The 22,369-nt window shown below is 65.9% G+C and carries 15 protein-coding genes; 6 read left to right on the top strand and 9 right to left on the bottom strand.

Annotated features, from left to right (window positions below; all coding sequences use genetic code 11):
- Positions 1–238: 238 nt before the first annotated feature.
- A complete protein-coding gene (locus tag B4I46_RS23145) occupies positions 239–1,564 on the bottom strand; it encodes an ammonium transporter (RefSeq protein ID WP_043863350.1) in 1,326 nt (441 codons plus the stop codon).
- A 41-nt stretch (positions 1,565–1,605) separates the two neighbouring features.
- The gene (gene glnK / locus B4I46_RS23140; RefSeq protein ID WP_002555808.1) at positions 1,606–1,944 is read right to left on the bottom strand and encodes a P-II family nitrogen regulator; all 339 of its coding nucleotides are present in this window, start codon (positions 1,942–1,944) and stop codon (positions 1,606–1,608) included.
- Positions 1,945–2,285: 341 nt separating this feature from the next.
- Here glnK and B4I46_RS23135 point away from each other — a divergent pair, with 341 nt between their 5' ends.
- The 3 genes from B4I46_RS23135 to B4I46_RS23125 all read left to right on the top strand — a co-directional run bounded on the left by B4I46_RS23135 (position 2,286) and on the right by B4I46_RS23125 (position 6,238).
- Positions 2,286–2,549 (top strand): accessory factor UbiK family protein, encoded by a 264-nt coding sequence (locus B4I46_RS23135; protein ID WP_043863349.1) that lies wholly within the window; start codon positions 2,286–2,288, stop codon positions 2,547–2,549.
- Between the two features lie 313 nt (positions 2,550–2,862).
- The gene (locus tag B4I46_RS23130; RefSeq protein WP_043863348.1) at positions 2,863–4,353 is read left to right on the top strand and encodes a YifB family Mg chelatase-like AAA ATPase; all 1,491 of its coding nucleotides are present in this window, start codon (positions 2,863–2,865) and stop codon (positions 4,351–4,353) included.
- Positions 4,354–4,453: 100 nt separating this feature from the next.
- Positions 4,454–6,238, top strand: coding sequence for a monovalent cation:proton antiporter-2 (CPA2) family protein (locus B4I46_RS23125; protein WP_286902047.1), 1,785 nt, complete (start codon positions 4,454–4,456; stop codon positions 6,236–6,238).
- 3 nt (positions 6,239–6,241) lie between these two features.
- Here the strand turns inward: B4I46_RS23125 and B4I46_RS23120 are convergent, their stop codons facing one another.
- The 4 genes from B4I46_RS23120 to B4I46_RS23105 all read right to left on the bottom strand — a co-directional run bounded on the left by B4I46_RS23120 (position 6,242) and on the right by B4I46_RS23105 (position 13,197).
- Entirely contained in the window at positions 6,242–8,056 is a 1,815-nt protein-coding gene (locus tag B4I46_RS23120) for a M48 family metalloprotease (protein WP_286902046.1), read from the bottom strand.
- A 5-nt stretch (positions 8,057–8,061) separates the two neighbouring features.
- Positions 8,062–10,062 (bottom strand): DUF4034 domain-containing protein, encoded by a 2,001-nt coding sequence (locus B4I46_RS23115; RefSeq protein WP_043863345.1) that lies wholly within the window; start codon positions 10,060–10,062, stop codon positions 8,062–8,064.
- Positions 10,063–10,307: 245 nt separating this feature from the next.
- Positions 10,308–11,594 carry an NAD(P)/FAD-dependent oxidoreductase gene (locus tag B4I46_RS23110; protein ID WP_058541726.1) on the bottom strand — a complete coding sequence of 429 codons (1,287 nt, stop codon included), beginning with the start codon at positions 11,592–11,594 and terminating at the stop codon, positions 10,308–10,310.
- A 112-nt stretch (positions 11,595–11,706) separates the two neighbouring features.
- Entirely contained in the window at positions 11,707–13,197 is a 1,491-nt protein-coding gene (locus B4I46_RS23105; RefSeq protein ID WP_043863343.1) for an aldehyde dehydrogenase family protein, read from the bottom strand.
- A 139-nt stretch (positions 13,198–13,336) separates the two neighbouring features.
- Here B4I46_RS23105 and B4I46_RS23100 point away from each other — a divergent pair, with 139 nt between their 5' ends.
- Together B4I46_RS23100 and hglS are read left to right on the top strand one after the other, a co-directional pair.
- The gene (locus B4I46_RS23100; protein WP_043863342.1) at positions 13,337–14,236 is read left to right on the top strand and encodes a LysR family transcriptional regulator; all 900 of its coding nucleotides are present in this window, start codon (positions 13,337–13,339) and stop codon (positions 14,234–14,236) included.
- A 95-nt stretch (positions 14,237–14,331) separates the two neighbouring features.
- The gene (hglS, locus tag B4I46_RS23095) at positions 14,332–15,732 is read left to right on the top strand and encodes a 2-oxoadipate dioxygenase/decarboxylase HglS (RefSeq protein WP_088514606.1); all 1,401 of its coding nucleotides are present in this window, start codon (positions 14,332–14,334) and stop codon (positions 15,730–15,732) included.
- 62 nt (positions 15,733–15,794) lie between these two features.
- Here the strand turns inward: hglS and B4I46_RS23090 are convergent, their stop codons facing one another.
- Positions 15,795–17,780, bottom strand: a complete 1,986-nt coding sequence (locus B4I46_RS23090) for a methyl-accepting chemotaxis protein (RefSeq protein WP_286902043.1) — start codon at positions 17,778–17,780, stop codon at positions 15,795–15,797.
- A gap of 153 nt (positions 17,781–17,933) precedes the next feature.
- Positions 17,934–18,878 carry a LysR substrate-binding domain-containing protein gene (locus B4I46_RS23085; RefSeq protein ID WP_043863339.1) on the bottom strand — a complete coding sequence of 315 codons (945 nt, stop codon included), beginning with the start codon at positions 18,876–18,878 and terminating at the stop codon, positions 17,934–17,936.
- Positions 18,879–19,028: 150 nt separating this feature from the next.
- Here B4I46_RS23085 and B4I46_RS23080 point away from each other — a divergent pair, with 150 nt between their 5' ends.
- A complete protein-coding gene (locus tag B4I46_RS23080; protein WP_286902042.1) occupies positions 19,029–20,414 on the top strand; it encodes a NorM family multidrug efflux MATE transporter in 1,386 nt (461 codons plus the stop codon).
- Between the two features lie 59 nt (positions 20,415–20,473).
- Here the strand turns inward: B4I46_RS23080 and B4I46_RS23075 are convergent, their stop codons facing one another.
- A complete protein-coding gene (locus tag B4I46_RS23075) occupies positions 20,474–22,138 on the bottom strand; it encodes a putative bifunctional diguanylate cyclase/phosphodiesterase (protein ID WP_043863337.1) in 1,665 nt (554 codons plus the stop codon).
- Positions 22,139–22,369: the final 231 nt, after the last annotated feature.

Below are 22,369 nucleotides of genomic sequence, written 5' to 3'. Positions count from 1 at the left end.
AGCAAAGGGTATCGAAGTGCGCGGACAGGTCATCCGCACCCTACGGCGCGCATTCTAGCGTGATGTGTGAAAAAGCAAAGTGCCTAAATATCCTTGTTCGCTGTAAGTTTTATGCTTGATGGCCATTACAGCGTCAAGCGCCTGCAAATGCCCCCGTGGAAACCGTTTGCGTGCCCTTGGATGGACAAAATCCAGGCAAAAAAATGCCCGGCAAGCCGGGCATGTTTTTTCTAGCATGTTACAGGTTGTAGCCACGCTCGTTGTGCTGCGCGAGGTCGAGGCCGACCGCTTCTTCCTCTTCGTTGACCCGCAGGCCCATCACCAGGTCCAGCACCTTCAGAATCACGTAGGTGACGATAGCGGTGTAGATCACCGTGAAGCCCACGCCCTTGGCCTGCACCCAGACCTGTGCGCCGATATCTTCGACGGTACCGAAGCCGCCCAGTGCAGGGGCCGCGAACACGCCGGTGAGAATCGCGCCGACGATGCCGCCGATGCCATGCACGCCGAAGGCGTCCAGGGAGTCGTCATAGCCCATCTTGCGCTTGAGGCTGGTGGCGCAGAAGAAGCACACCACACCCGATACCAGGCCGATCACCAGCGCGCCCATCGGGCCTACGGTGCCCGCAGCCGGGGTGATCGCCACCAGGCCCGCCACCACACCGGAGGCGATGCCCAGGGCGCTGGGTTTGCCGTGGGTGATCCACTCGGCGAACATCCAGCCCAGCGCAGCGGCGGCCGTGGCGATCTGGGTCACCAGCATGGCCATGCCGGCGGTGCCGTTGGCAGCGGCTGCGGAGCCGGCGTTGAAGCCGAACCAGCCGATCCACAGCATGGCCGCGCCCATCAGGGTGTAGCCCAGGTTGTGCGGGGCCATCGGGGTGGTCGGGAAACCCTTGCGCTTGCCCAGCACCAGGCACGCCACCAGGCCCGCGATACCCGCATTGATATGCACCACGGTGCCACCGGCAAAGTCCAGTACGCCCCAGTCCCACATCAGGCCGCCGGCACCGGACCAGACCATGTGCGCGATCGGTGCGTAGACCAGGGTGAACCACACGGCCATGAAGATCAGCATGGCCGAGAACTTCATGCGCTCGGCAAAGGCACCGACGATCAGGGCCGGAGTGATGATGGCGAAGGTCATCTGGAAGGTGATGAACACCGCCTCGGGGAACAACGAGGTCAGGCTTGCGGGGGTGACGCCGGCCAGGAAGGCCTTGGAGAACCCGCCGACGAAGGAATTGAAGTTGACCACGCCCTCTTCCATACCCGTGGTATCGAACGCCAGGCTGTAGCCGTAGACCATCCACAGAATGCTGATCAGGCCGGTGATGGCGAAACACTGCATCATCACCGAAAGCACGTTCTTGGAACGCACCATGCCGCCGTAGAACAACGCCAGGCCCGGGATGGTCATGAACAGCACCAGCGCGGTGGCGGTCAACATCCAGGCGGTGTCGCCGGAGTTGAGCACGGGGGCGGCTGCCTCCTCTGCCATGGCCATGCCAGGCATTACGAGGGACAAAAGGGCTCCTAGCCCTGCGAACTGACGCAGAGTCATATTGTTATCTCCTGGGGCGTTGGGGTTTGGGGCGGCGTTACTTAGATCGCGTCGGTATCGGTTTCACCGGTACGGATGCGGATGGCCTGTTCCAGATTGACCACGAAAATCTTGCCGTCACCGATCTTGCCGGTGTTGGCCGCCTTGGTGATCGCCTCGATGACCCGGTCCAGGTCCTTGTCGTCGATGGCGACATCGATCTTCACCTTGGGCAGGAAATCGACTACGTATTCAGCACCGCGATACAGCTCGGTGTGGCCTTTCTGCCGTCCGAAGCCTTTGACTTCCGTGACGGTAATGCCCTGCACGCCGATTTCGGACAGCGACTCGCGCACGTCGTCCAACTTGAATGGCTTGATGATGGCAGTGACTAGCTTCATGAAACTCTCTCCCGAATTGGTGGACTTGCCCCAGGAAAACAAACCCGTCTCAAGTCTAAGCGCAGTGCCTGGCTTTGTAACGCTTCGTCGGCCTCAATCCCAAGGCCCGACACCAGTGCATGAGTCACTTGGCTCTAAGCAGAAACCTTGCCATGTCTGCCAAAGCCACCAATTACAAGGGCTTGCGTGCCTTGCTTGGAATTGGCCAGTCGCCAGCAGGGCAAACACGCACAAAAACGGTGCGCTACCGATCGGGGGAATGCGCGAAAAGCGTGCGGGGCGAGCGGGCGTGGGGTGCGTGTTACACTGGCCGCCTCTTTGCATTTACCGGACGGACCAACATGCTCGCGCCCAAAGCCTTTCTCGATGCCCTGAGCGACCAGGCCTCGCGCCTGTTCAGCGGTGACACCGCGCAGCCGCGCAGCGAACTGGAAAGCCAGTTCAAGGCGCTGCTGCAAAGTGGTTTCAGCAAGCTGGAACTGGTCAGCCGTGAGGAGTTCGACAGCCAGATGGTAGTGCTGGCCCGCACCCGCGCACGCCTGGAGGCGCTGGAGGCCAAGGTCGAAGAGATGGAAGCGCGGTTGAACCCGGCGGCTGCCGAGTAGAGCGCAGCGCAGCCTTCGTCGGCGGGGCCGGCGCCTGCAGGGTCATGCAGGGGCCTGCCTCACCTTCTCATACCGCACATCCCCCTCCTCCAACTGCGCCACCACCTCCCACCCCCAAGCGGCGATAGAAGCCATTGGCACGCACGCCGTCGCGGCCCGAAGGCTGCACCGGGGCGCCGTGATCTTGACCAGCGCTCCTAGCCCCGTCAACCGCTGCAAAACCTCGACTCACTCTCCCCCGCGCACCCTGCGCGCGCACCACTATCCTTGCCCCAGCCGCAGGACGCGGCATTGTCCCGATCATGGAGTGTGCATGTCCCTCGCCCTTGTCCACAGCCGCGCCCAGGTGGGCGTACTGGCCCCTGCGGTCACCATCGAAGCGCACCTGGCCAACGGCCTGCCCAACCTGACCCTGGTCGGCCTGCCCGAAGCCACGGTAAAGGAAAGCAAGGACCGTGTGCGCAGCGCCATCCTCAACTCCGGCCTGGAGTTCCCCGCGCGGCGCATCACCCTCAACCTCGCCCCCGCCGACCTGCCCAAGGATGGCGGACGCTTCGACCTGGCCATAGCCCTGGGCATCCTGGCCGCCAACGGGCAGATGCCGATCGCCTCGCTGCACGCAGTGGAATGCCTGGGCGAGCTGGCGCTGTCGGGGGCGGTGCGCTGCGTGCAGGGCGTGCTGCCGGCCGCCCTTGCTGCCCGCGAAGCCGGGCGCGCGCTGGTGGTGCCACGGGAGAATGCCGAGGAGGCCTGCCTGGCTTCGGGCCTAGTGGTGTACGCCGTAGACCACCTGCTGGAACTGGTCGCGCACCTCAACGGCCAGCAGCCCCTCGAACCCTACAAGGCCAACGGCCTGGTCCTGCACAGCCAGCCCTACCCCGACCTCAACGAGGTGCAGGGCCAGCTTGCCGCCAAGCGTGCCCTGCTGGTCGCGGCGGCCGGGGCCCACAACCTGCTGTTCAGCGGGCCACCCGGCACCGGCAAGACTCTGCTCGCCAGCCGCCTGCCCGGCCTGCTGCCACCGCTGAACGAGCGCGAAGCGCTGGAGGTGGCGGCCATCCAGTCGGTCGCCAGCCCGCTGCCGCTCAACAGCTGGCCGCAGCGTCCGTTTCGCCACCCGCATCACTCGGCGTCGGGGGCCGCACTGGTCGGCGGTGGCAGCCGCCCGCAACCCGGCGAGATCACCCTGGCCCACCATGGCGTGCTGTTTCTGGATGAGTTGCCGGAGTTCGAGCGGCGCGTGCTGGAAGTGCTGCGCGAGCCCCTGGAATCGGGCGAAATCGTGATCGCCCGGGCCAAGGACAAGATCCGCTTCCCGGCCCGCTTCCAATTGGTGGCGGCGATGAACCCCTGCCCCTGCGGCTACCATGGCGACCCCACCGGTCGCTGCCGATGCAGCAGCGACCAGATCCAGCGCTACCGCAACAAGCTCTCCGGCCCGTTGCTTGATCGCATCGACCTGCACCTGACCGTCGCCCGTGAAGCCACGGCGCTCTCGCACTGCACCGACAACGGCCCCGCCAGTGCCCACATCGCAGGGCAGGTGGCTGCCGCACGCGAACGACAACAACAGCGCCAGGGCTGTGCCAACGCCTTTCTCGAGCTGCCCGGCCTGCGCCAGCACTGCGCGCTGTCCGCTGACGATCAGCAATGGCTGGAAACCGCGTGCGAACGACTAACCTTGTCGCTACGGGCCGCGCACCGCCTGCTCAAGGTGGCGCGTACGCTGGCCGATCTGGAACAGGCCGCACACATCGCACGCGTGCACCTGGCCGAGGCCCTGCAGTACCGCCCCGGGCCTTAGGTGCCTTGACGCCCATCGGTTTGTGCAATGCCGGGCGCAGCCTCATCATGCGCCCTCACTGTTCAACGCTGCCGTCGTAGCAGCCCCCTGGAGCCGAGCGATGCCACACGAAGGCAGCCTTTTGCAAACAGCCGTCATCTTCCTGCTTGCCGCGGTCATTGCGGTGCCCCTGGCCAAGCGTTTGCAACTGGGCGCCGTGATCGGCTACCTGCTCGCAGGCGTCGCCATCGGCCCCCAGGTCCTGGGGCTGATCCGCGACACCGAAAGCGTCGCGCACATTTCCGAGCTGGGTGTGGTGCTGTTGCTGTTCATCATCGGCCTGGAGCTTTCGCCGCGCCGCCTGTGGCTGATGCGCAAATCGGTGTTCGGCGTGGGGCTGGCGCAGGTGCTGCTGACGGGCGCCGTGATCGGCGCCATTGCCCTGTTCGGCTTCGGCCAGCCGATGCCCGCCGCCGTGGTCGTCGGCCTGGGCCTGGCGTTATCGTCCACCGCCCTTGGCCTGCAGAGCCTGGCCGAAAGCAAGCAGCTCAACGCCCCCCATGGACGCCTGGCCTTCGCCGTGCTGCTGTTCCAGGATATCGCGGCCATTCCGCTGATCGCCCTGGTGCCCCTGTTGGCCGCCAGCAGCCCGGACACCAGCCACGGCGACAGCCTGGCACATGGCCTGAAGGTGTTCGCCAGCATCGCGGTGGTGATCGTCGGCGGCCGCTATCTGCTGCGCCCGGTGTTTCGCATCGTCGCCCGTACCGGGCTGCCGGAAGTCTCCACCGCCACCGCGCTGCTGGTGGTGATCGGTACTGCCTGGCTGATGGAAGAAGCCGGCATCTCCATGGCACTGGGCGCCTTCCTCGCCGGCCTGCTGCTGGCTGACTCCGAGTACCGCCATGAGCTCGAATCGCAGATCGAGCCCTTCAAGGGCCTGCTGCTCGGGCTGTTCTTCATCAGCGTGGGCATGGGGGCCAACCTGGGCATGCTGCTGCAGAGCCCGGGCCTGCTGTTGGGCCTGACCCTGTTGCTGGTGGCAGTCAAGTTGCCACTGTTGATGCTGGTCGGCCGCATCGGGGGGCTGAACGCGGGCAATGCATTGCGCCTGGGGGTGGTACTGGCGGCAGGCGGCGAATTTGCCTTCGTGGTATTCAAGCTGGGCAAGGATCAGGGCCTGTTCGACACCTACACCTATGACCTGCTGCTGATGACCATCACCCTGTCGATGGCCGTCACGCCTCTGTTGCTGCTGGCCTGCACGCGCCTGCTCAAGCACCGCCAGGCACCCCGTGAAGTGCCCGAGCAGTACCGGCAGATCCAGACCGACGCGCCGCGCGTGGTAATCGTCGGCATGGGGCGCATGGGCCAGATCGTCTCGCGCATATTGCGTGCCCAGAAGATTCCCTTCGTTGCCCTGGACACCTCGGTGGACGCCATCGAGCTGACCCGCACCTTCGAGCAGGCACCGGTATTCTACGGCGACCCGCTGCGAGCAGAAGTGCTGCATGCCGCCAAGGTGGGCGAGGCCGAGTACTTCGTGATCACCACCGATGACCCCGAAGTAACGACCCGCACCGCTGAACGGGTCAAGCGCCTGTACCCGCACCTCAAGGTGCTCGCCCGTGCGCGTAACCGCCAGCATGTGCACAAGCTGACCGATGTGGGCGCGGTGCCGATCCGCGAGACGTTCTACTCAAGCCTGGAAATGACCCGTCGCGCCCTGGTGGGGCTGGGGCTTTCCGAAGCGCAGGCAGCAGACCGTATCCAGCGCTTCACCGAACATGACGAGCAGGTGCTGGAAACCCAGGGCCTGGTGCGCAATGACCGCGCCAAGGTCATGCAGAACGCCAAGGAAGCACGGGCGGAGTTGGCGCGGCTGTTCGAGTCGGATGCAGACTGAGCGCTACAGCAACGCGCTCAAGCGCAGCTGCGACGCCTGCGAGCAGAACACCAGCCGCGCATCCCCGGCCGACATCACCACGGGCACCAGGTCCAGGCGAATGCGCGGCAGCAGGCGGTTGAGCATCTGCTGGCAATCCCGGCGCAGGTAGCTGTCTTCGCCGGTCAGGCGGCTGACCAGGCGGAAAGTCAGCGAGTCCCGCGCCAGTACCAGCAAAATGTAGCGCCGTGTGCCGGTCTCGCGCAGCAGCCACACGCCGGTCGCCAGTTTCAGCAGCGGCGTGAGCGTCTCGATCAGCTTGTTGCGCTCCACGGGCACCAGGTCGTGGGGCACCCACTCGCCGTCTTCACCGTCATCGTCGCTATCGGCACGCTGCAGGGCATCGGCCTCGCGTCGATAGTGCTCGGCCGCGCCGCGGTCATCGCTGCGCAGGGCCAGCACGCTGAGCTTGCGCAGGCTGTACAGCTGCAACGGCCCGCGCTGCTCGGCCACCTGCCGCCACAGTGCTGCTGCGGCGTCCGGGTGCCCGGCCTGGGCATGACACTCGGCCAGCTGATAGCGCACCGCCGCGTCCGGCGCCTGCTGCAGTGCGTCTTCCAGCAAACGCTGCGCCTCATCGCCCGCCTCGCCAAGGGTGCGGTACAGCCAGGCCAGCCGGGCAATCTCGTGGCCCGACAGCGCACGGATACGCCGTTTGCGCTGCAGGTCGTGCTGCTCGGCCACCAATGCCTCGCGCTCGTCACGGGCGCGCTGGCAATGCCGGGCATTGTCATCGGCCTGCTGTTCGTCCAGGCGCTGCGCCAATGGCAGGTGCTGCTCGCCCAGCCAGGCCTGCGCCGCACTGGGCTGGCTGCGTTGCCACACCAGCACGTTGTCGGGATGGGTCGGCGCGCCGCCCAGCGCGGCCAGGCGGTCAGCCAGGGCCGGGTGGGTGTCGCTGTCATCGGTGTCGCGGCACAGCGCAGCGTGCAGCCAGCTATGGGCCTCGGCATTGTCCTGCGGCATGCCCAGCGCACCGCTGCGGGCCAGGTCGGTCAATGGCGTGGCGCTGCCGTCAAGAAACACCTTGGGCCAGAACGCCTGCTCCAGTGCCCGCCCCTGCAAGGCCAGGCCGACCAGCGCCTCGCGCATCGCCTCGACCCCGCCTACCCGCGCCGCCTCGGCGTCGGCCTGGTACTCGCAGCGCCGCGCAAAATCCATGCTCACGGCCAGAAAACGCGGCACGTACCAGCCCACGAACAGACGCAGCGGCGCGCTCGACAACGAGCGATGGCGCTCCAGCCGCTCGCTCGCCGCCTGCCATTGCAGCCGTGCGAAATACACGCGGCTGGCATAGCGGCCATGACGCTGGGCGATGTGCGCGCACTCATGCGCCAGGATCGCCGCACAGGCCCGCGGCGACAGCGTGTCGAGCAAGGGCAGGCCCAGCCACATCACGTTGCGCGTCCTGCGAAACAGTACGTGGTGCTGGCGGATACTGGCGTTGAAGTCGTCGTTCAGGTACACCGCATCCAGCGCAGGCGCGCCGAGTGCCAGGCGCAACCGCTCGATTTCCTCGAACAGCTGCGGCGCGTCCACTGCCTGCAGGGCGATGCCGTCCTCGCTGGAATCGGCACGCGTCGCAAAGGGCAGCTTGAGCATGCTGTAGCCGAACATGCCCGCTGGCAGGGTCACGAACCCGGCCAGCAGCCCCGCAGCACCGGGCAGCCACATGCACATCGCCAGCGGCAGCGCGCACAGGGCCAGCCCGCCCACCAGCAGAAAGCCGTTGCCCAGCAGCAGCCAGGCACGAAGTCGCAACCGTTGCAGTGCGGCCATGGGCGTTACTGCGCCGGCTTGGGCGGCAGGTCGTCGGCGCCGACCTTGCCACGCCCCAGGAACGCACCGAACACGCTGGTGACACTCTTGAGCAGGCTGTGGGAGTTGAGCACCTCGTACTGGACTTCTTGGATGCCTTCGTTGTCGGGCAACTGGGTCACGGCATGCTGCGCCCACTCGATGGCAGCGAAGCGGCTTTGCTGAACGCCCTGTCCGCGCAGGTAGGCCAGTGCGATCTCGGCACTGGTACGCGCCGAGACCCAGTCATCGTCACAGTCGACCAGCGAACGCAGGTACTTCACGCCGGTTTCCTGTTCTTCGGCAGTGCCGAAGTCGCGCAGCAGGATGCCGATGCGGATGCGCGCGCGCTGTTCTGCCCGCGACGATTGGCGGGCGCCTTCGAACAGGCGCAGCACCTCGTCGAGGTTGGCACGCACACGCATGTCCAGCTCGTCGTCGAAGAGCTTTTTCCAGGCCAGGTTGAACATGCTCTGCGGGCAGCCGTCCTGGGCACCGCGTTCCAGCCAGCGCAGGCTTTCGCCCTCGTCCACATAGCGTTGCGGGGCCTCTTCACGGGCACCGGTGTGTACCTCGTGCAGGAAATAGGCCGCGCCCGGCAGGCCACGCTCGCCCCATTGCACCGCCAGGAAGTAACCCTCGTCGTGGCGCCCACCGTCCCACAGGAATGACGGCAGGCTGACGATGTCCAGGCCCGAGTCACCCAGGTCGTGTTCGCCCAGCACCCGCGCGCGGTCCAGCAAGGCCGGCACACACTGCGGGTCCTTGTCGAAACCCCACAGGCCGAACTGGTGACCGACAGCCTTGATCGCCACCGGCACGCCCAACTCGTTCATCGCGCACATGCGCTCGACCGCCACCTTGAAGGCACCGGTTTCGTCGGCCATGTTGGCCACCATGGTGAGGTAGACGAAGCTGTGGAACGGCCCCTCGACATGGCGGAAGTACTCGCCTTCGGGGAAGGCCTGCACGCTCGCGACCTGCATCGCCATCGCACGTGGCTGGTTGTCCAGCGAATAGCTGCAGAACTGGCCGAAGTAACCCAGCGCATAACCGCGGTAGGCTGGCAGCAGGTCGCGCTGCAGCCAGGCCTCGAAGTGCTCGAGGTACTCGCGTGCAGCGTTGAATTCCTCCTTGGCGGGGTAATCCTCGTGGATGTCGTAGAACGCCAGCCAGCGGATCGCATTGCGCTGCGCCTCGCTCAGCGCGGCGCACAGCGGCCCGCTGGCAAAGCCTTCGATGTCTTCGTAGCTGCCGCCCCAGCGTGGCAACAGGTAGTTGGCATAGTTGAGCAGCGCTTCCAGGCAGTCCGGGCGCCACTCCATCACGCGGTGCAGCCAGTAATCCTGACCCTGGTCCATCTCGTGCGCCTGGCGTTGCGGCAGGCCGGCCGGCAGCGCCGTGGGGGCCTGTTGCAAGGGCGTCAGGCCGTAGTGGGCCAGGTGTTCGACCGCCATCTCCAGCAGTTCGGGGTCCTGGTTGTCGCTGGCCATGCCCTTGGCAGGCTCGCCACCGAACAGCGCGTTCAGCCACGCCGGCTCGTGGAAGTGCGCGCACAGCTCCATCAGGGTGACGCCTGCAGCCACCGGCTGCGGCGAACGTTCGAGCGCCGCCAGCAGGTGCACCGCCGACAGTTCACAAGCCAGCGCCGCGCCCAGCCAGCAGTCGTCGGTCACGCTGTTGGCCCAGCCGTTGCCGCGGATATTGCCGGCGCGGCCATAGCAGTAGTTGCCCAGGAACAGGCGCGGATGGAAGGCATCCGGGCAGGCGGCGACCCACGCCTGCAGAAAGCGTGCGATCTCCGGCGCCGGGGTCACACTGAAGTCGAACAGCGTGCCGGTGCGGGCGGTGTCCAGATAATGGTGGGTGCCAGGCTCGGCGCTGCTCCACTCGGCCTGCAGGGCATCGAAGTAGCTGTTCAGCTCGGCGAAGGACTCGGTACGAACCAGGTCACGCAGGTGGAGGCGAATATGGGGAATGTTGTGCAAGTGGCACCCTTCAAGTCCGTTTTAGCGAGCGCGTTCAGCGCAAAGGCGCTCATGATGGCGGCGAAGGCTAAACGACACTACCGATTGGATCCAGTCCAATTGAAAAAATCGCGGGTGTTAATGATTCTCGACCGGGCGCGAGCGGTACGGGGCGTTGAAAATGCGGGCAGGTGGACGGCATGCGGGCAATGCCGAAGGCCATCGACCAGGGCATCCCTGTCGATGGCCGCGCACTGGAGCGGGGGTTACAGCAGCACGCGCAGGCACTGCCCGGCGTGGTACAGCGAAAAGCCGGTTTCGTAGAAGCCGGTGCGCAGCAACGGGGCCGATACCGGTTTCATCGGGGCGAACGGGATCGGCAGTGCATCCGGATCGTCCTGCAGCAGGTACTGTGCGAAGGCCTTGCCGATCACAGTACCGGTGGTGTTGCCACGGCCGTTGTAGCCGGTGACCGCAACGATGCCCGGGGCCGGTTCGAACAGGCGCATCAGGTGGTCCGGGGTGAAGTCGATACAGCCGGTCCAGTGCATTTCCCAGTCGACCTTGCCCAGTTGCGGGAAGTAGTGCCCCTGGATGCGGTCGGCCCAGCTGCGCACGAACCACGCCGGCTTGTTGTCGACCCGGCCCATGCTGCCCAGCAGCAGGCGGCCCTGGTCGTCGCGACGGATGCTGCTGAGCACCGTGCGCGTGTCCCACGAGCCCTGGCCGTGCTTGAGCACGTTGTCGGCCGCAGCGCCCTGCAGGGGCTTGGAAGCCACCTGGTAGTAGTAGCCGCGAAAGTACTGCTTCTGCAACGCGGTCCAGTCGCCCTCGGTGTAGGCACCGGTGGAGATCACCACCTTGTCGGCGCTGACCGCGCCCTGGGCAGTCTTCACCAGCCAGGCGCTGCCTTCGCGGGTGAGCCCGGTGACAGCGGACTGTTCGAACACCTGCCCACCCAGACGGCGTACCGCGGCGGCCAGACCACGGGTGTAGCCCATGGGGTTGATGGTGCCGGCGCGGCGGTCGAGCAGCGCGGCGGAAATCTTGTCGGTACCGCAGTATTCCTGGCACTGCGCACCGGTCAGCAGTTCGACGTCGGCACCGCGTCGGCTCCATTGCTGGTGACGCGACTGCAGGTCGGCTACGCCGTTGGCGTTGTGCGCCATGTGCAGGGTGCCTTCGTTGCGTGCCTGGCAGTCGATGCCCAGGCGTTCGATCATGGCGAACACCTCGGCCGGGGCTTCACCCAGTACCTTGTTCAGGCGGCTGCCCTGTTGCTGGCCCAGGGTGGCCTCGACATCGTCGGGGCGGATCCAGGTGCCGGCATTGACCAGCCCGACGTTGCGCCCCGAGCCACCATGGCCGATGACACGGGCTTCGAGCAGCGCGACGGACTTGCCCTGCTCGAGCAGGTTGATGGCCGTGCACAGACCGGTGATACCCCCGCCGATCACGCACACATCGGCCTTGATCTGTGCCGTCAGTGCAGCGGCAGGCGCCGCAGGCGGAGTGACGAACTCCCACAGACATTCTTGACGCAGGTCGGTCATGGCCGCCTCCGTTGGTTGGCCTTGGAACGGGAAGCACCCTTCACCGGCAAGGCCGGCCCCTACACGGTTGCGGTAGGAGCCGGCCTTGCCGGCGAAGGGGCCGACGCGGTTATCAGTCGAACACGATGCCCTGCGCCAGCGGCAGCTCGCGCGAGTAGTTCACGGTGTTGGTCTGACGACGCATGTAGGCCTTCCACGAATCGGAACCCGACTCACGGCCACCGCCGGTCTCTTTCTCGCCACCGAACGCGCCACCGATCTCGGCACCGCTGGTGCCGATGTTGACGTTGGCGATGCCGCAGTCGCTGCCCGCCGCGCTCTGGAAGCGCTCGGCCTCACGCAGGTCGGTGGTGAAGATGCACGAGCTCAGGCCCTGTGGCACTTCGTTGTTCAGGCGCAGCGCTTCGTCGAACTCGTCATAGGCCAGCACGTAGAGAATCGGCGCGAAGGTTTCATGGCGCACCACCTCGCTCTGACCAGGCATCTCGACGATCGCCGGGCTCACGTAGTAGGCATCCGGGTACTGCTGCTGCAACTGGCGCTCGCCGCCGAACACGCTGCCGCCTTCATCACGGGCACGGGCCAGGGAGTCCTGCATGGCGGTGAACGAACCCTTGTCGATCAGCGGGCCGACCAGGTTGTCCTGGCGCGGGTCGCCGATACGTACCTTGGCGTAGGCTGCTTTGACGCGGGCCACCACTTCGTCCTTGATGGAGCGGTGCACGATCAGGCGACGCAGGGTGGTGCAGCGCTGCCCGGCGGTACCCACGGCGCTGAACAGAATGCCGCGCACGGCCAGGTCCAGGTCGGCGCTCGGGGCCAGGATCATTGCGTTGTTGCCACCCAGCTCGAGGATGCTGCGACCGAAGCGTGCCGCCACGCGTGGGCCGACTTCGCGCCCCATGCGGGTGCTGCCGGTGGCGCTTACCAGCGGTACGCGCGGGTCGTCGACCAGTGCCTGGCCGGCGTCGCGGTCGCCGATGATCAGCTGCGCCAGGCCTTGCGGCGCTTCGCCAAAGGCTTTCAGGGCTTTTTCGAACAGCGCCTGGCAGGCCAGTGCGGTCAGCGGGGTCTTTTCCGATGGCTTCCAGATCACGGCGTTGCCGCATACCAGCGCCAGGGTGGTGTTCCACGCCCACACGGCCACCGGGAAGTTGAAGGCGCTGATCACGCCAACCACGCCCAGCGGGTGCCAGGTTTCACGCATGTGGTGGCCCGGGCGCTCGGAGGCGATGGTCAGGCCGTACAGCTGGCGCGACAGGCCGACGGCGAAGTCGCAGATGTCGATCATTTCCTGCACTTCGCCCAGGCCTTCCTGGGTGATCTTGCCGGCTTCGATGGATACCAGTTCGCCCAGTTGCGCCTTGTGCTCACGCAGCACTTCACCAAACAGGCGGATCAGCTCACCGCGACGCGGCGCCGGCACGTTGCGCCAGGCCAGGAAGGCCTGTTCGGCCTGTTCGATCTTGCCCAGTACCTGAGCCTTGGACTCCAGGTGCACCGAGGCAATCGCGCTGCCGTCGATCGGGGTGTGAACGGGATGGTTGCCATGGGTGTAGGCAGAGGCCGGTACACCCAGGCGGTCGAGCAATCCATCAACCATTATTCTTCTCCTGCAAGGCGGTGAGTGGTTGTAATTGGTGATGGGATCAGTATTAATCCGATCACTCTGGCGCTACAAACGACCTTTATTCTGCACATCATTCCGCCAGGTAATGATTCGACGGGTGAGTGATACCGCTATGTCCAAACGTCTGGTGCCGTCGATGGCCGCCCTGCAATGCTTCGAGGCGGCCGCCCGACACCTGAGCTTCACCCGCGCTGCGCAAGAGCTGCACCTGACCCAGAGCGCGGTGAGCAAGCAGGTGGCGCAGCTCGAAGACATGCTGCGCCATCACCTGTTCCTGCGGATCCGCCGACGCCTGCAGCTGACCCCGGCGGGCGCGCTGTACCTGGCCGAGGTGAACAAGATCCTCACCCAGGTCGACATGTCCAGCCGCTACATCCTGTCCTACGGTCAGCAGACCGAAGTGCTCAAGGTGGCCACCCAGCCGAGCTTCGGCGTGCGCTGGCTGATCCCGCACCTGAAGGGCTTCGGCAAGCGCTACCCGAATATACACCTGGATATCTGCAACGAGATGGAGCCTTTCGCCCTGCTGCAGAACACCGCCGACGTGGTGTTCTTCTATGGCCAGGGCACCTGGCCGGGGGCCACGTGCATCGAGCTGTTCGGCGACGAGGTGGTGCCGGTGTGCGCCCCGGAACTGCTGCAGGGGCATACCCTGACCGAGGCCGGCGAGCTGGCCGAGCGCGTGTTGCTGCAAAGCACCTCGCGCCCGGAGGCCTGGCACGAGTGGTTTCTGGAACAGGGCCTGCACTCGGCCAACAGCTACCACGGCCCGCGCTTCGATACCTTCTATATGTGCGTGGGCGCCGCGTTGTCGGGCTGCGGCGTGGCGCTGGTGCCGCGCTATCTGGTGGAGCAGGAACTGGCCGAGGGCAAGCTGGTGATACCGTGGCCCTACGCGATGCGCAGCAGCGGCGCGTACTTTGTGGCGTTCGCCGAGCATGCCGCCGAGGTACCCAAGGTGCGCAGCCTGGTGGAATGGATCCGTGAACAGGCGACCGCGCCGAGGTCCTGAATTACAGGAATGATCCCTCGAATTTTTTTCGCTTGTGCCAGGCCTGCATTCCTCGCTTTCATGTAAGGGTGACTTTTACCACCAGGAAGCTTTCGATGCCCGCTCAAGATTTCGTCAGCCCGGACAGCATTCGCGCGCAGTTTTCCGCGGCCATGTCGCTCATGTACAAGCAGGAGGTGCCGCTCTACGGCACCCTGCTGGAACTGGTGAGCGAGATCAACCAACAGGTGATGACCCAGCAGCCCAAGGTGGCCGAGGCCCTACGCTGGACCGGCGAGATCGAACGCCTGGACCAGGAACGCCACGGCGCCATCCGCGTCGGCACCGCCCAGGAACTGGCGACCATCGGCCGCCTGTTCGCGGTGATGGGCATGTACCCGGTGGGCTACTACGACCTCAGCTCGGCCGGCGTACCGGTGCACTCCACCGCGTTTCGCGCGGTGCACGAGCAGTCGCTGCACATCAGCCCGTTCCGCGTGTTCACTTCGCTGCTGCGCCTGGAGCTGATCGACAACCCGGCCCTGCGCGAGCTGGCCGCATCGATCCTGGCCAAGCGGCAGATCTTCACCCCGCGTGCCTTGCAGCTGATTGCCCAGTTCGAAGCCGACGCAGGCCTGAATGCCGCCGACGCCGAGGCGTTCGTCAATGAAGCACTGCACACCTTCCGCTGGCACCACGACGCGACGGTCACGGCCGAGCAGTACCAGCAACTGCACGACCAGCACCGCCTGATCGCCGATGTGGTGGCCTTCAAGGGCCCGCACATCAACCACCTGACGCCGCGCACCCTGGACATCGATGCGATCCAGGTCGGCATGCCGGCCAAGGGCATTCCGCCCAAGGCCGTGATCGAGGGCCCGCCACCGCGTCGTTGCCCGATCCTGTTGCGTCAGACCAGCTTCAAGGCGTTGCAGGAGCGCGTGGCATTCACCGACCAGCAGGGCAGCGAAGGGGGCAGCCATACCGCACGCTTCGGCGAGATCGAGCAACGCGGCGCGGCGCTGACCCCCAAGGGTCGCGTGCTGTATGACCAGTTGCTGGACGCAGCGCGGGCCGACCTGGGCGGCGTGCCGGCCGAGGCCAATGCCGAGCGCTACATGAGCCTGCTGGGCAAGCGTTTCGAAGCCTTCCCGGACGACCTGGCGCAGATGCGCGAGCAGGGGCTGGCGTACTTCCGCTACTTCCCGACCGAAGCCGGCCTGAGTGCCCGCGACCAGGCGCAGCGGCCGACCTCGCTGAGCGCGTTGATCGAAGCCGGGCATGTGCACTTCGAAGCCCTGGTCTACGAGGACTTCCTGCCGGTGAGTGCGGCGGGGATCTTCCAGTCCAACCTGGGCGAAGGCGCGCAGAGCGAGTACGGCAGCAATGCCAACCGCGACGCGTTCGAGCAGGCGCTGGGCAAGTCGGTGCAGGATGAGCTGGCGCTGTATGCCGAGAGCGAGCGGCGCTCGCTGGCAGCGTGTGCGCAGGCGTTGAACCTGCCTGGGCTGATTTAACAGCTTCGCTGGCAAGGTCGGCTCCTACACTGCAGGAGCCGGCCTTGCCGGCGAAGGGGCCCTCAATGCCCCACCTCAAACCGCCCCACTTCTGCCCGCAACTGCCCCGCCAAACCCTCCAGCTCCCGCGCCGTAGCCGCCAGGTTGGCTGCCACCTCGCGCTGCTCGCTGTTGGCCAGCGCAATACTCTGCAAGTTGCTGCTCAGCAACGTCGCCGTGCTGCTCTGCTCCTGAGTCGCGGTGGTGATCGCGGCAAACTGCTGCCCCGCCGCCCGGCTCTGCTCGTCGATGCGCGCCAAGGCCTCGGCGACCTTGGCATTGCGTTGCAAGCCGTCCTCCATCAAGCGGTTGCCCTGCTCCATGGTGCTGATGGCGTTGCCGGTCTCCTGCTGAATGCTGGCGATCATGCCGGAGATCTCGTCGGTGGCTTCGCGGGTGCGCGCCGCCAGGTTGCGCACCTCGTCCGCCACCACGGCGAACCCGCGCCCCTGCTCGCCCGCCCGTGCCGCCTCGATGGCCGCGTTCAGCGCCAGCAGGTTGGTCCGCTCGGCAATCGAGGTGATGGTGCCGACAATGCCGCCAATCTCCTTCGAGCGCACCCCAAGGGTATCGATCACTGTCGCGGTGCTGCCCAGCGCCTGCGCGATCTGCTGCAACGAGGTGGACGCATCGTCCATCGACGCACGGCCAATGCGCGTCTGCTGCGCGTTGTCCTGGGCCATGCGTTCGGTGCTGCCCATGTTGTCAGCGATGTTCAGGGAGGTGGCGCTGAACTCCTCGACTGCACCGGCCATGCTGGTGATTTCGCCCGACTGCTGCTCCATGCCCTCGCAAGCACCCGACGACAGCCCCGCCAGCGCCTGGGCACGCTGGCTGACCTGCTGCGAGGCATCACGAATGTGCAGCACAGTGCTCGCCAGCGCTTCGCTCATCTGATTGAAACTGCGTGCCAGTTGGCCGATTTCGTCGTGGCTGGCCACCGCCAGGCGGGCACTCAGGTCGCCCGCGCCCAGGGCCTGGGCCTGACGCACCAGGTCGGCCAGCGGCCGCAGCTTGCGGCGCAGCAGCCACAGGGTGGCGCCCACCGCCAGCATCATGGCCAGCAGGCTGCCAATGGCCAACCTTGCGCCCACGCTCCAGGTCACGGCACGAATCTCGGCCTTGGGCATGCTTGCCAGTACTGTCCACGGGCCGTCGGCAAAGGGCATGGCCACGCTGTAGAGGGTTTCGACCCCATCGTTCCAGAAGCGCCCTTCCCCTGCATGCGCAGCAAACCCGCCCAGTTGGTGGGCAGCCAGTGCCGTGTCGCTGACACCTGCCGGCGCTACCAACCAGTGTTGCTGTTCGTCCAGCAGCGCCAGCGACCCCGTCTGGCCGATACGGAAGCGCCGGAGGTTGTCGAAATGAGCGTTCTGCGCGTCGGTATAGTCGAAGCCGACGAACAGGACCGCGATGACCCGTCCCGACACGTCACGCACCGGTGTGTACTGGGTCATGTACGAGCGCTCGAACAGCACGGCACGCCCCACGTAGGGCTGCCCGGCCATCAGCCGCGCGTAGGCCGGGTGCTGGTGATCGAGCTGAGTGCCGATGGCGCGGCTGCCGTCCTGCTTGGTCAGCGATGTGCTGATACGAATGAAGTCCTCACCGCTGCGCACGAACACGGTGGCAACACCCGCCGTCATCTGGCGAAAGTCGTCAACCTCGCGAAAATCGTTGTTCAGAGCATGGTCCGCCAGGTACAGCGCCGGCGTGGCCACTCCGGCCACGCTGAGTGACTGGTCGGAGGCAAGCCGCAGCCCGCCGGCAAAGCGTTTTTCGAACAGGCCACTGAGGCGCTGGGTACTCTCGCGCAAGGTGCTGTGGAACGTGTCGAGCTGGTCGGCGAGCAGCCGTGCCTCGCTGGCCAGGTGTTCCTGGCGGGTGATCAGGTTGGCGCTGTCGAGCGAGCGCAGGGCAAACAGCGTACTGCCGGTAATGACGACCGCCAGCACGGCGGCCAGGGCAATACCGAGTTGCGAGGCAATTCGGGCACGGGGTTGGGACATGGAAGCTCCTGGCAATGGGGGCCGGATCATCCTGATCACGCTGCACCGTCGGCATGGGGAAGTGGAGCCATTCTGGTTGTGGCTCTCGACCCCACTGATTCGGCGGCGTCATCGATTACTTGAGTGCATCACAGGGATATTCTGCGCAAACGTTCAATCGCCGATGTTGGGCTCATTTGCCCCCAGTATCTGCACCTTGGGCAGGTCCATCGCACGGGCCTCGCCCTGCAGGAAGTCGCTGAGCCGGCGCAGACGCTCGCCACCGGGACGCGTGCGTGGCCACACCAGGTAGTAATTCAGGCCGCTGGCCACCGCCGTCGGCCAGGGCAGGCTCAGGCGCCGCTGGGCGACATCCTCGGCCACCATCAGCAAGTCCCCCATCGACACACCATACCCTCGCGCGGCAGCGATCATGCCCAGCTCGAGGGTATCGAACACCTGGCCGCCCTTGAGCGAGACCTGTTCGGTCAGCCCCATCTGCGCCAGCCAGCTGCGCCAGTCGCGCTTGTCGGGCGTGGGATGCAGCAGTTCGCAGGCCTTCAACTGCTCCACGTCCCAGGGCGTCTGATCAAGCAGCGCGGGCGCACCCACCGGTATCAGTAGTTCAGGGAACAGCGGGCTGACTTCCCAGTCCGGCGGAAAATGCCCGTCGCCCAACAGCACTGCGCAATCGAAGGGTTCATGGTTGAAATCCACATGGTCGACGTCCATCCAGGCACTGGTGAGCTGCACCTCGTTGCCCGGCTGCAAGTGGCGAAAACGGCTCAGGCGCGCCAGCAGCCAGCGCATGGTCAGGGTCGAAGGGGCCTTCATGCGGATCACCCCATCTTCGCTGTGCAGGGTGTTGCAGGCACGCTCAAGTGCGGCGAAACCCTCGCGCACACCGGGCAACAGCAGGCGCGCCGCCTCGCTCAACTGCAGGGTGCGGCCATTGCGCAGAAACAGCCGGCAGGCGAAGTGCTCCTCCAGCGTGCGGATGTGCCGGCTGACCGCACTCTGGGTTATCGATAACTCATCGGCGGCACGGGTGAACGAACTGTGCCTGGCAGCGGCCTCGAACGCCCGCAAGGCGTAGAGAGGCGGTAAACGGCGTGACATGCGGGCGTGCTCCAGCAATGAAATACGGGTTGGCACGGATCATACTCACATGAGTTTTAATCATGCCAATGATCGTTTTTATCCTTTTGTGCAATGGCCCGCAAAGGCCGAGAATCCACGGCTCACCCTTCCCTTTTCAGGAGCTGCATCATGCAGGCTGCGCCCATTACCGAACTCAAGGCATTGCTACGGCTGGCCGGGCCGCTGATCGCCTCGCAGTTGGCGCATATGCTGATGCTGCTCACCGACACCCTGATGATGGCCAAAATCAGCCCCGAGGCCCTGGCTGGTGGCGGGTTGGGCGCGGCCAGCTATTCCTTCGTGTCGATCTTCTGCCTGGGGGTGATTGCCGCCGTCGGTACCCTGGTCGCAATTCGCCAGGGTGCGGGCGACAACCCCGGTGCCACGCGCCTGACCCAGGCCGGGCTGTGGCTGGCCTGGGGCATGGCCATCGTCGCCGCGCTGGTGCTGTGGAACCTGTCGCCGGTGCTGCTGATGCTGGGCCAGACACCGGGCAACGTGGGCTTTGCCAGCCAGTTCCTGCTGGTGCTGCCGCTGGCCCTGCCCGGCTACCTGAGCTTCATGGCTTTGCGCGGGTTCACCAGTGCACTGGGGCGTTCGACGCCGGTGATGGTGATCAGCCTGGTCGGCACCGTGGTCAATTTCCTGCTCAACTACGCCTTGATCGAAGGCATGTTCGGCCTGCCGAAGCTGGGCCTGATGGGCATCGGCCTGGTGACCGCGCTGGTGGCCAATGCCATGGCCATCGCACTGGCGCTGTACATCCGCCGCCACCCGGCCTACGCGGACTTCCCGATACGCCAGGGCCTGAGCCGCCCGCACCTGCCGGCGTTGCGCGAGCTGTGGCGCCTGGGCCTGCCGATTGGTGGCACCTACACCGTGGAGGTCGGGCTGTTTGCCTTCGCAGCGCTGTGCATCGGCACCATGGGCACCACCGACCTGGGCGCGCACCAGATCGCCCTGCAGATCGTCTCGACCGCGTTCATGATCCCGGCGGGCCTGTCATACGCGGTGACCATGCGTGTGGGCCTGCATTACGGCGCCGACCGCCTGCTGGCGGCGCGTCAGGCCGGGCGCGTGGGCATCGGTTTTGGCGCGGCGATGATGCTCGGTTTCTCGCTGCTGTTCTGGCTGATGCCCGAGGCGCTGGTGGGGCTGTTTCTGGACCGCCAGGACCCGGCCTTCGCCGATGTGATCCGGGTGGCGGTGAGCCTGTTGATGGTGGCGGCGTGGTTCGAGCTGTTCGACGGTATTCAGACCATCGCGATGGGCTCGATTCGCGGGCTCAAGGACGCCAAGACCACGTTCCTGGTGGGGTTGGCCGGGTACTGGCTGATCGGCGCACCGGCGGCGTGGGTGTTCGCGTTTCCCATGGGCGGCGGCGCGGTAGGCGTGTGGTGGGGGCTGGCGCTGGGGTTGGCGTGTGCGGCAATCGGGCTGACGGTGGCGTTCGAGTGGCGGATGCGGCGGTTGCTGGGCAGTTCGCAGATGGCACAGGTTTCTGTACAACCTTGAGGGCCTGTTCGCCGGCAAGGCCGGCTCCTACCCTGTTTCGCGCATGCCAGCGACGGGGGCTACAGCGCCACTGCGCCCTGCCCCGCCCCCTGCACCAGATACTCGACCAGTTGCTCGATCGGCAACGGCCGGCTGATCAGAAAGCCCTGCACCTGGTCGCAGCCAAAGCTGCGCAGCAACGCCAGCTGTTCCTCGGTCTCCACGCCCTCGGCCACCACCTCCAGGTTCAGGTTGTGCGCAAGGTTGATCATGGCGTGCACCAGCTTGCGGTTCTCTTCGCGCTGCTCCATGCCACCGACAAAGCTGCGGTCGACCTTGAGCAGGGCGATCGGCAGGCTGTTCAGGTGCACGAACGACGAAAAGCCGGTGCCGAAGTCATCCAGCGAAAACCGCACCCCCAAGCGTCCCAGCGCGTCCATGGTCTGCTTGACCAGGTCGTTGCGCCGCATCACTGCGGTCTCGGTCAGCTCGAACTCCAGCCAACCCGCATCCACACCGTGCTCGACGATCAGCCGCCCCAGCGTGGCCAGCAGTTGGCTGTCCTGAAACTGGCGAAATGACAGGTTGACCGCCATGTGCAATGGCGCCAGCCCCTGCTCGCGCAGTGCCTGCATGTCGCGCAGGGCACGCGAGATCACCCAGTAGCCCAGCGGCACGATCAGCCCGCTCTGCTCGGCCAGCGGCACGAACTCGCTCGGTGGCAGCAGGCCACGCTCGCTGTGGCGCCAGCGCACCAGTGCCTCCAGGCCGACGATGCGTCCGTCGCTCAGGTCCAGGCGTGGCTGGTAGTGCAGTTCCAGTTCGTCGCGGCGCAGGCCTCGGCGCAGCTCGCTTTCCAGGTCGGCCAGGCTGCGTGCGTTGCGGTTGATGCGCTCGTTGAAGATGTGAAAGGTGCAGCCCTGGGTGCTCTTGGCCTGCTGCATGGCGATGTGCGCGTGCCACATCAGCGGGTCGGCACCAGCCTGCGCACGGGCATGCGCCACGCCCAGGCTGCACCCCAGCAGCAGGCTTTCGCCGTCGATCCAGTAGGGTTCGGCCAGGGCCTCGGTGATGCGCTCGGCCATCCACTCGGCACGCTGCGGCTCGCGCCGGGTGTCGATCAGCAGGGCGAATTCGTCGCTGCCCAGGCGCGCCACCTGATCGCCTGCCTCGAGCTGGCGCTTGAGCCGGCTGACCACCTGCAGGATCAGGCGGTCACCGGCCTGGTGGCCGAGGGCATCGTTGGCGTGGCGGAAGTTGTCCAGGTCCAGGTGCCCGAGGGCCACACCGCGCCCGTCGTTTTCGGCCAGGCGCGCGGCCAGCAGGGTCTGGAAGCCCTGGCGGTTGGCAATGCCGGTCAGCGGGTCCTGCTCGGCCAGGCGCTGCAGGGTGGCTTCGAGCACACCCCGCTCGCGCACATGGCGCAGGCAGCGGCGCAGCATGTCGCCGCTCAACTGCTCGAACACCAGCCAGTCGCTCACACCCGGCGGCGCCTCGCTCGGCTCCTGCTCCAGCAGCAGCACCATGGGCAGGTCGCAACGCCCGGGCGCCGGCTGCAAGCCCGGGGTGGCCAGCACCAGCGCGTTGCGGTCGCGGGCGAACAGGCTGTCGACCGCGTCCCAGCCGGGTGCGGTCACCAGCACCGCGCCACCGCCCAGCGGCAGCAGGCATTCACCAAGGGCAACGGCCCAGTGCGGCCCGTCCGCCAGCAGAAGCAGACGCAACGGTTCGACAAGCGTAGACAAGCTGGCTCCTTAGCACGAGAACGCGGTCAATGACGATGTGGGCGGAATGCTCGATCCTGAACCATCAAATGTAAATGGTTTTCACTTTAACTCACGACATTCCTTCGTCCTGATCCCGCGGTATTTCGCCACGCATCCTGCGGGAAAGTATCAAAAGCGGCAAATTAAGATCGCGTGGTACGTCACACTGTCAGACGGTCGCGGCACAATTGCTCTGCGCCTGCTAAAATG

It is taken from the genome of Pseudomonas sp. UBA7500 (assembly GCF_002478435.1).
GTDB lineage: Bacteria > Pseudomonadota > Gammaproteobacteria > Pseudomonadales > Pseudomonadaceae > Aquipseudomonas > Aquipseudomonas palmensis.
The sequence above is the reverse complement of the archived record's forward strand: the minus strand, read 5'-3'. Positions and strand labels throughout refer to the sequence as shown.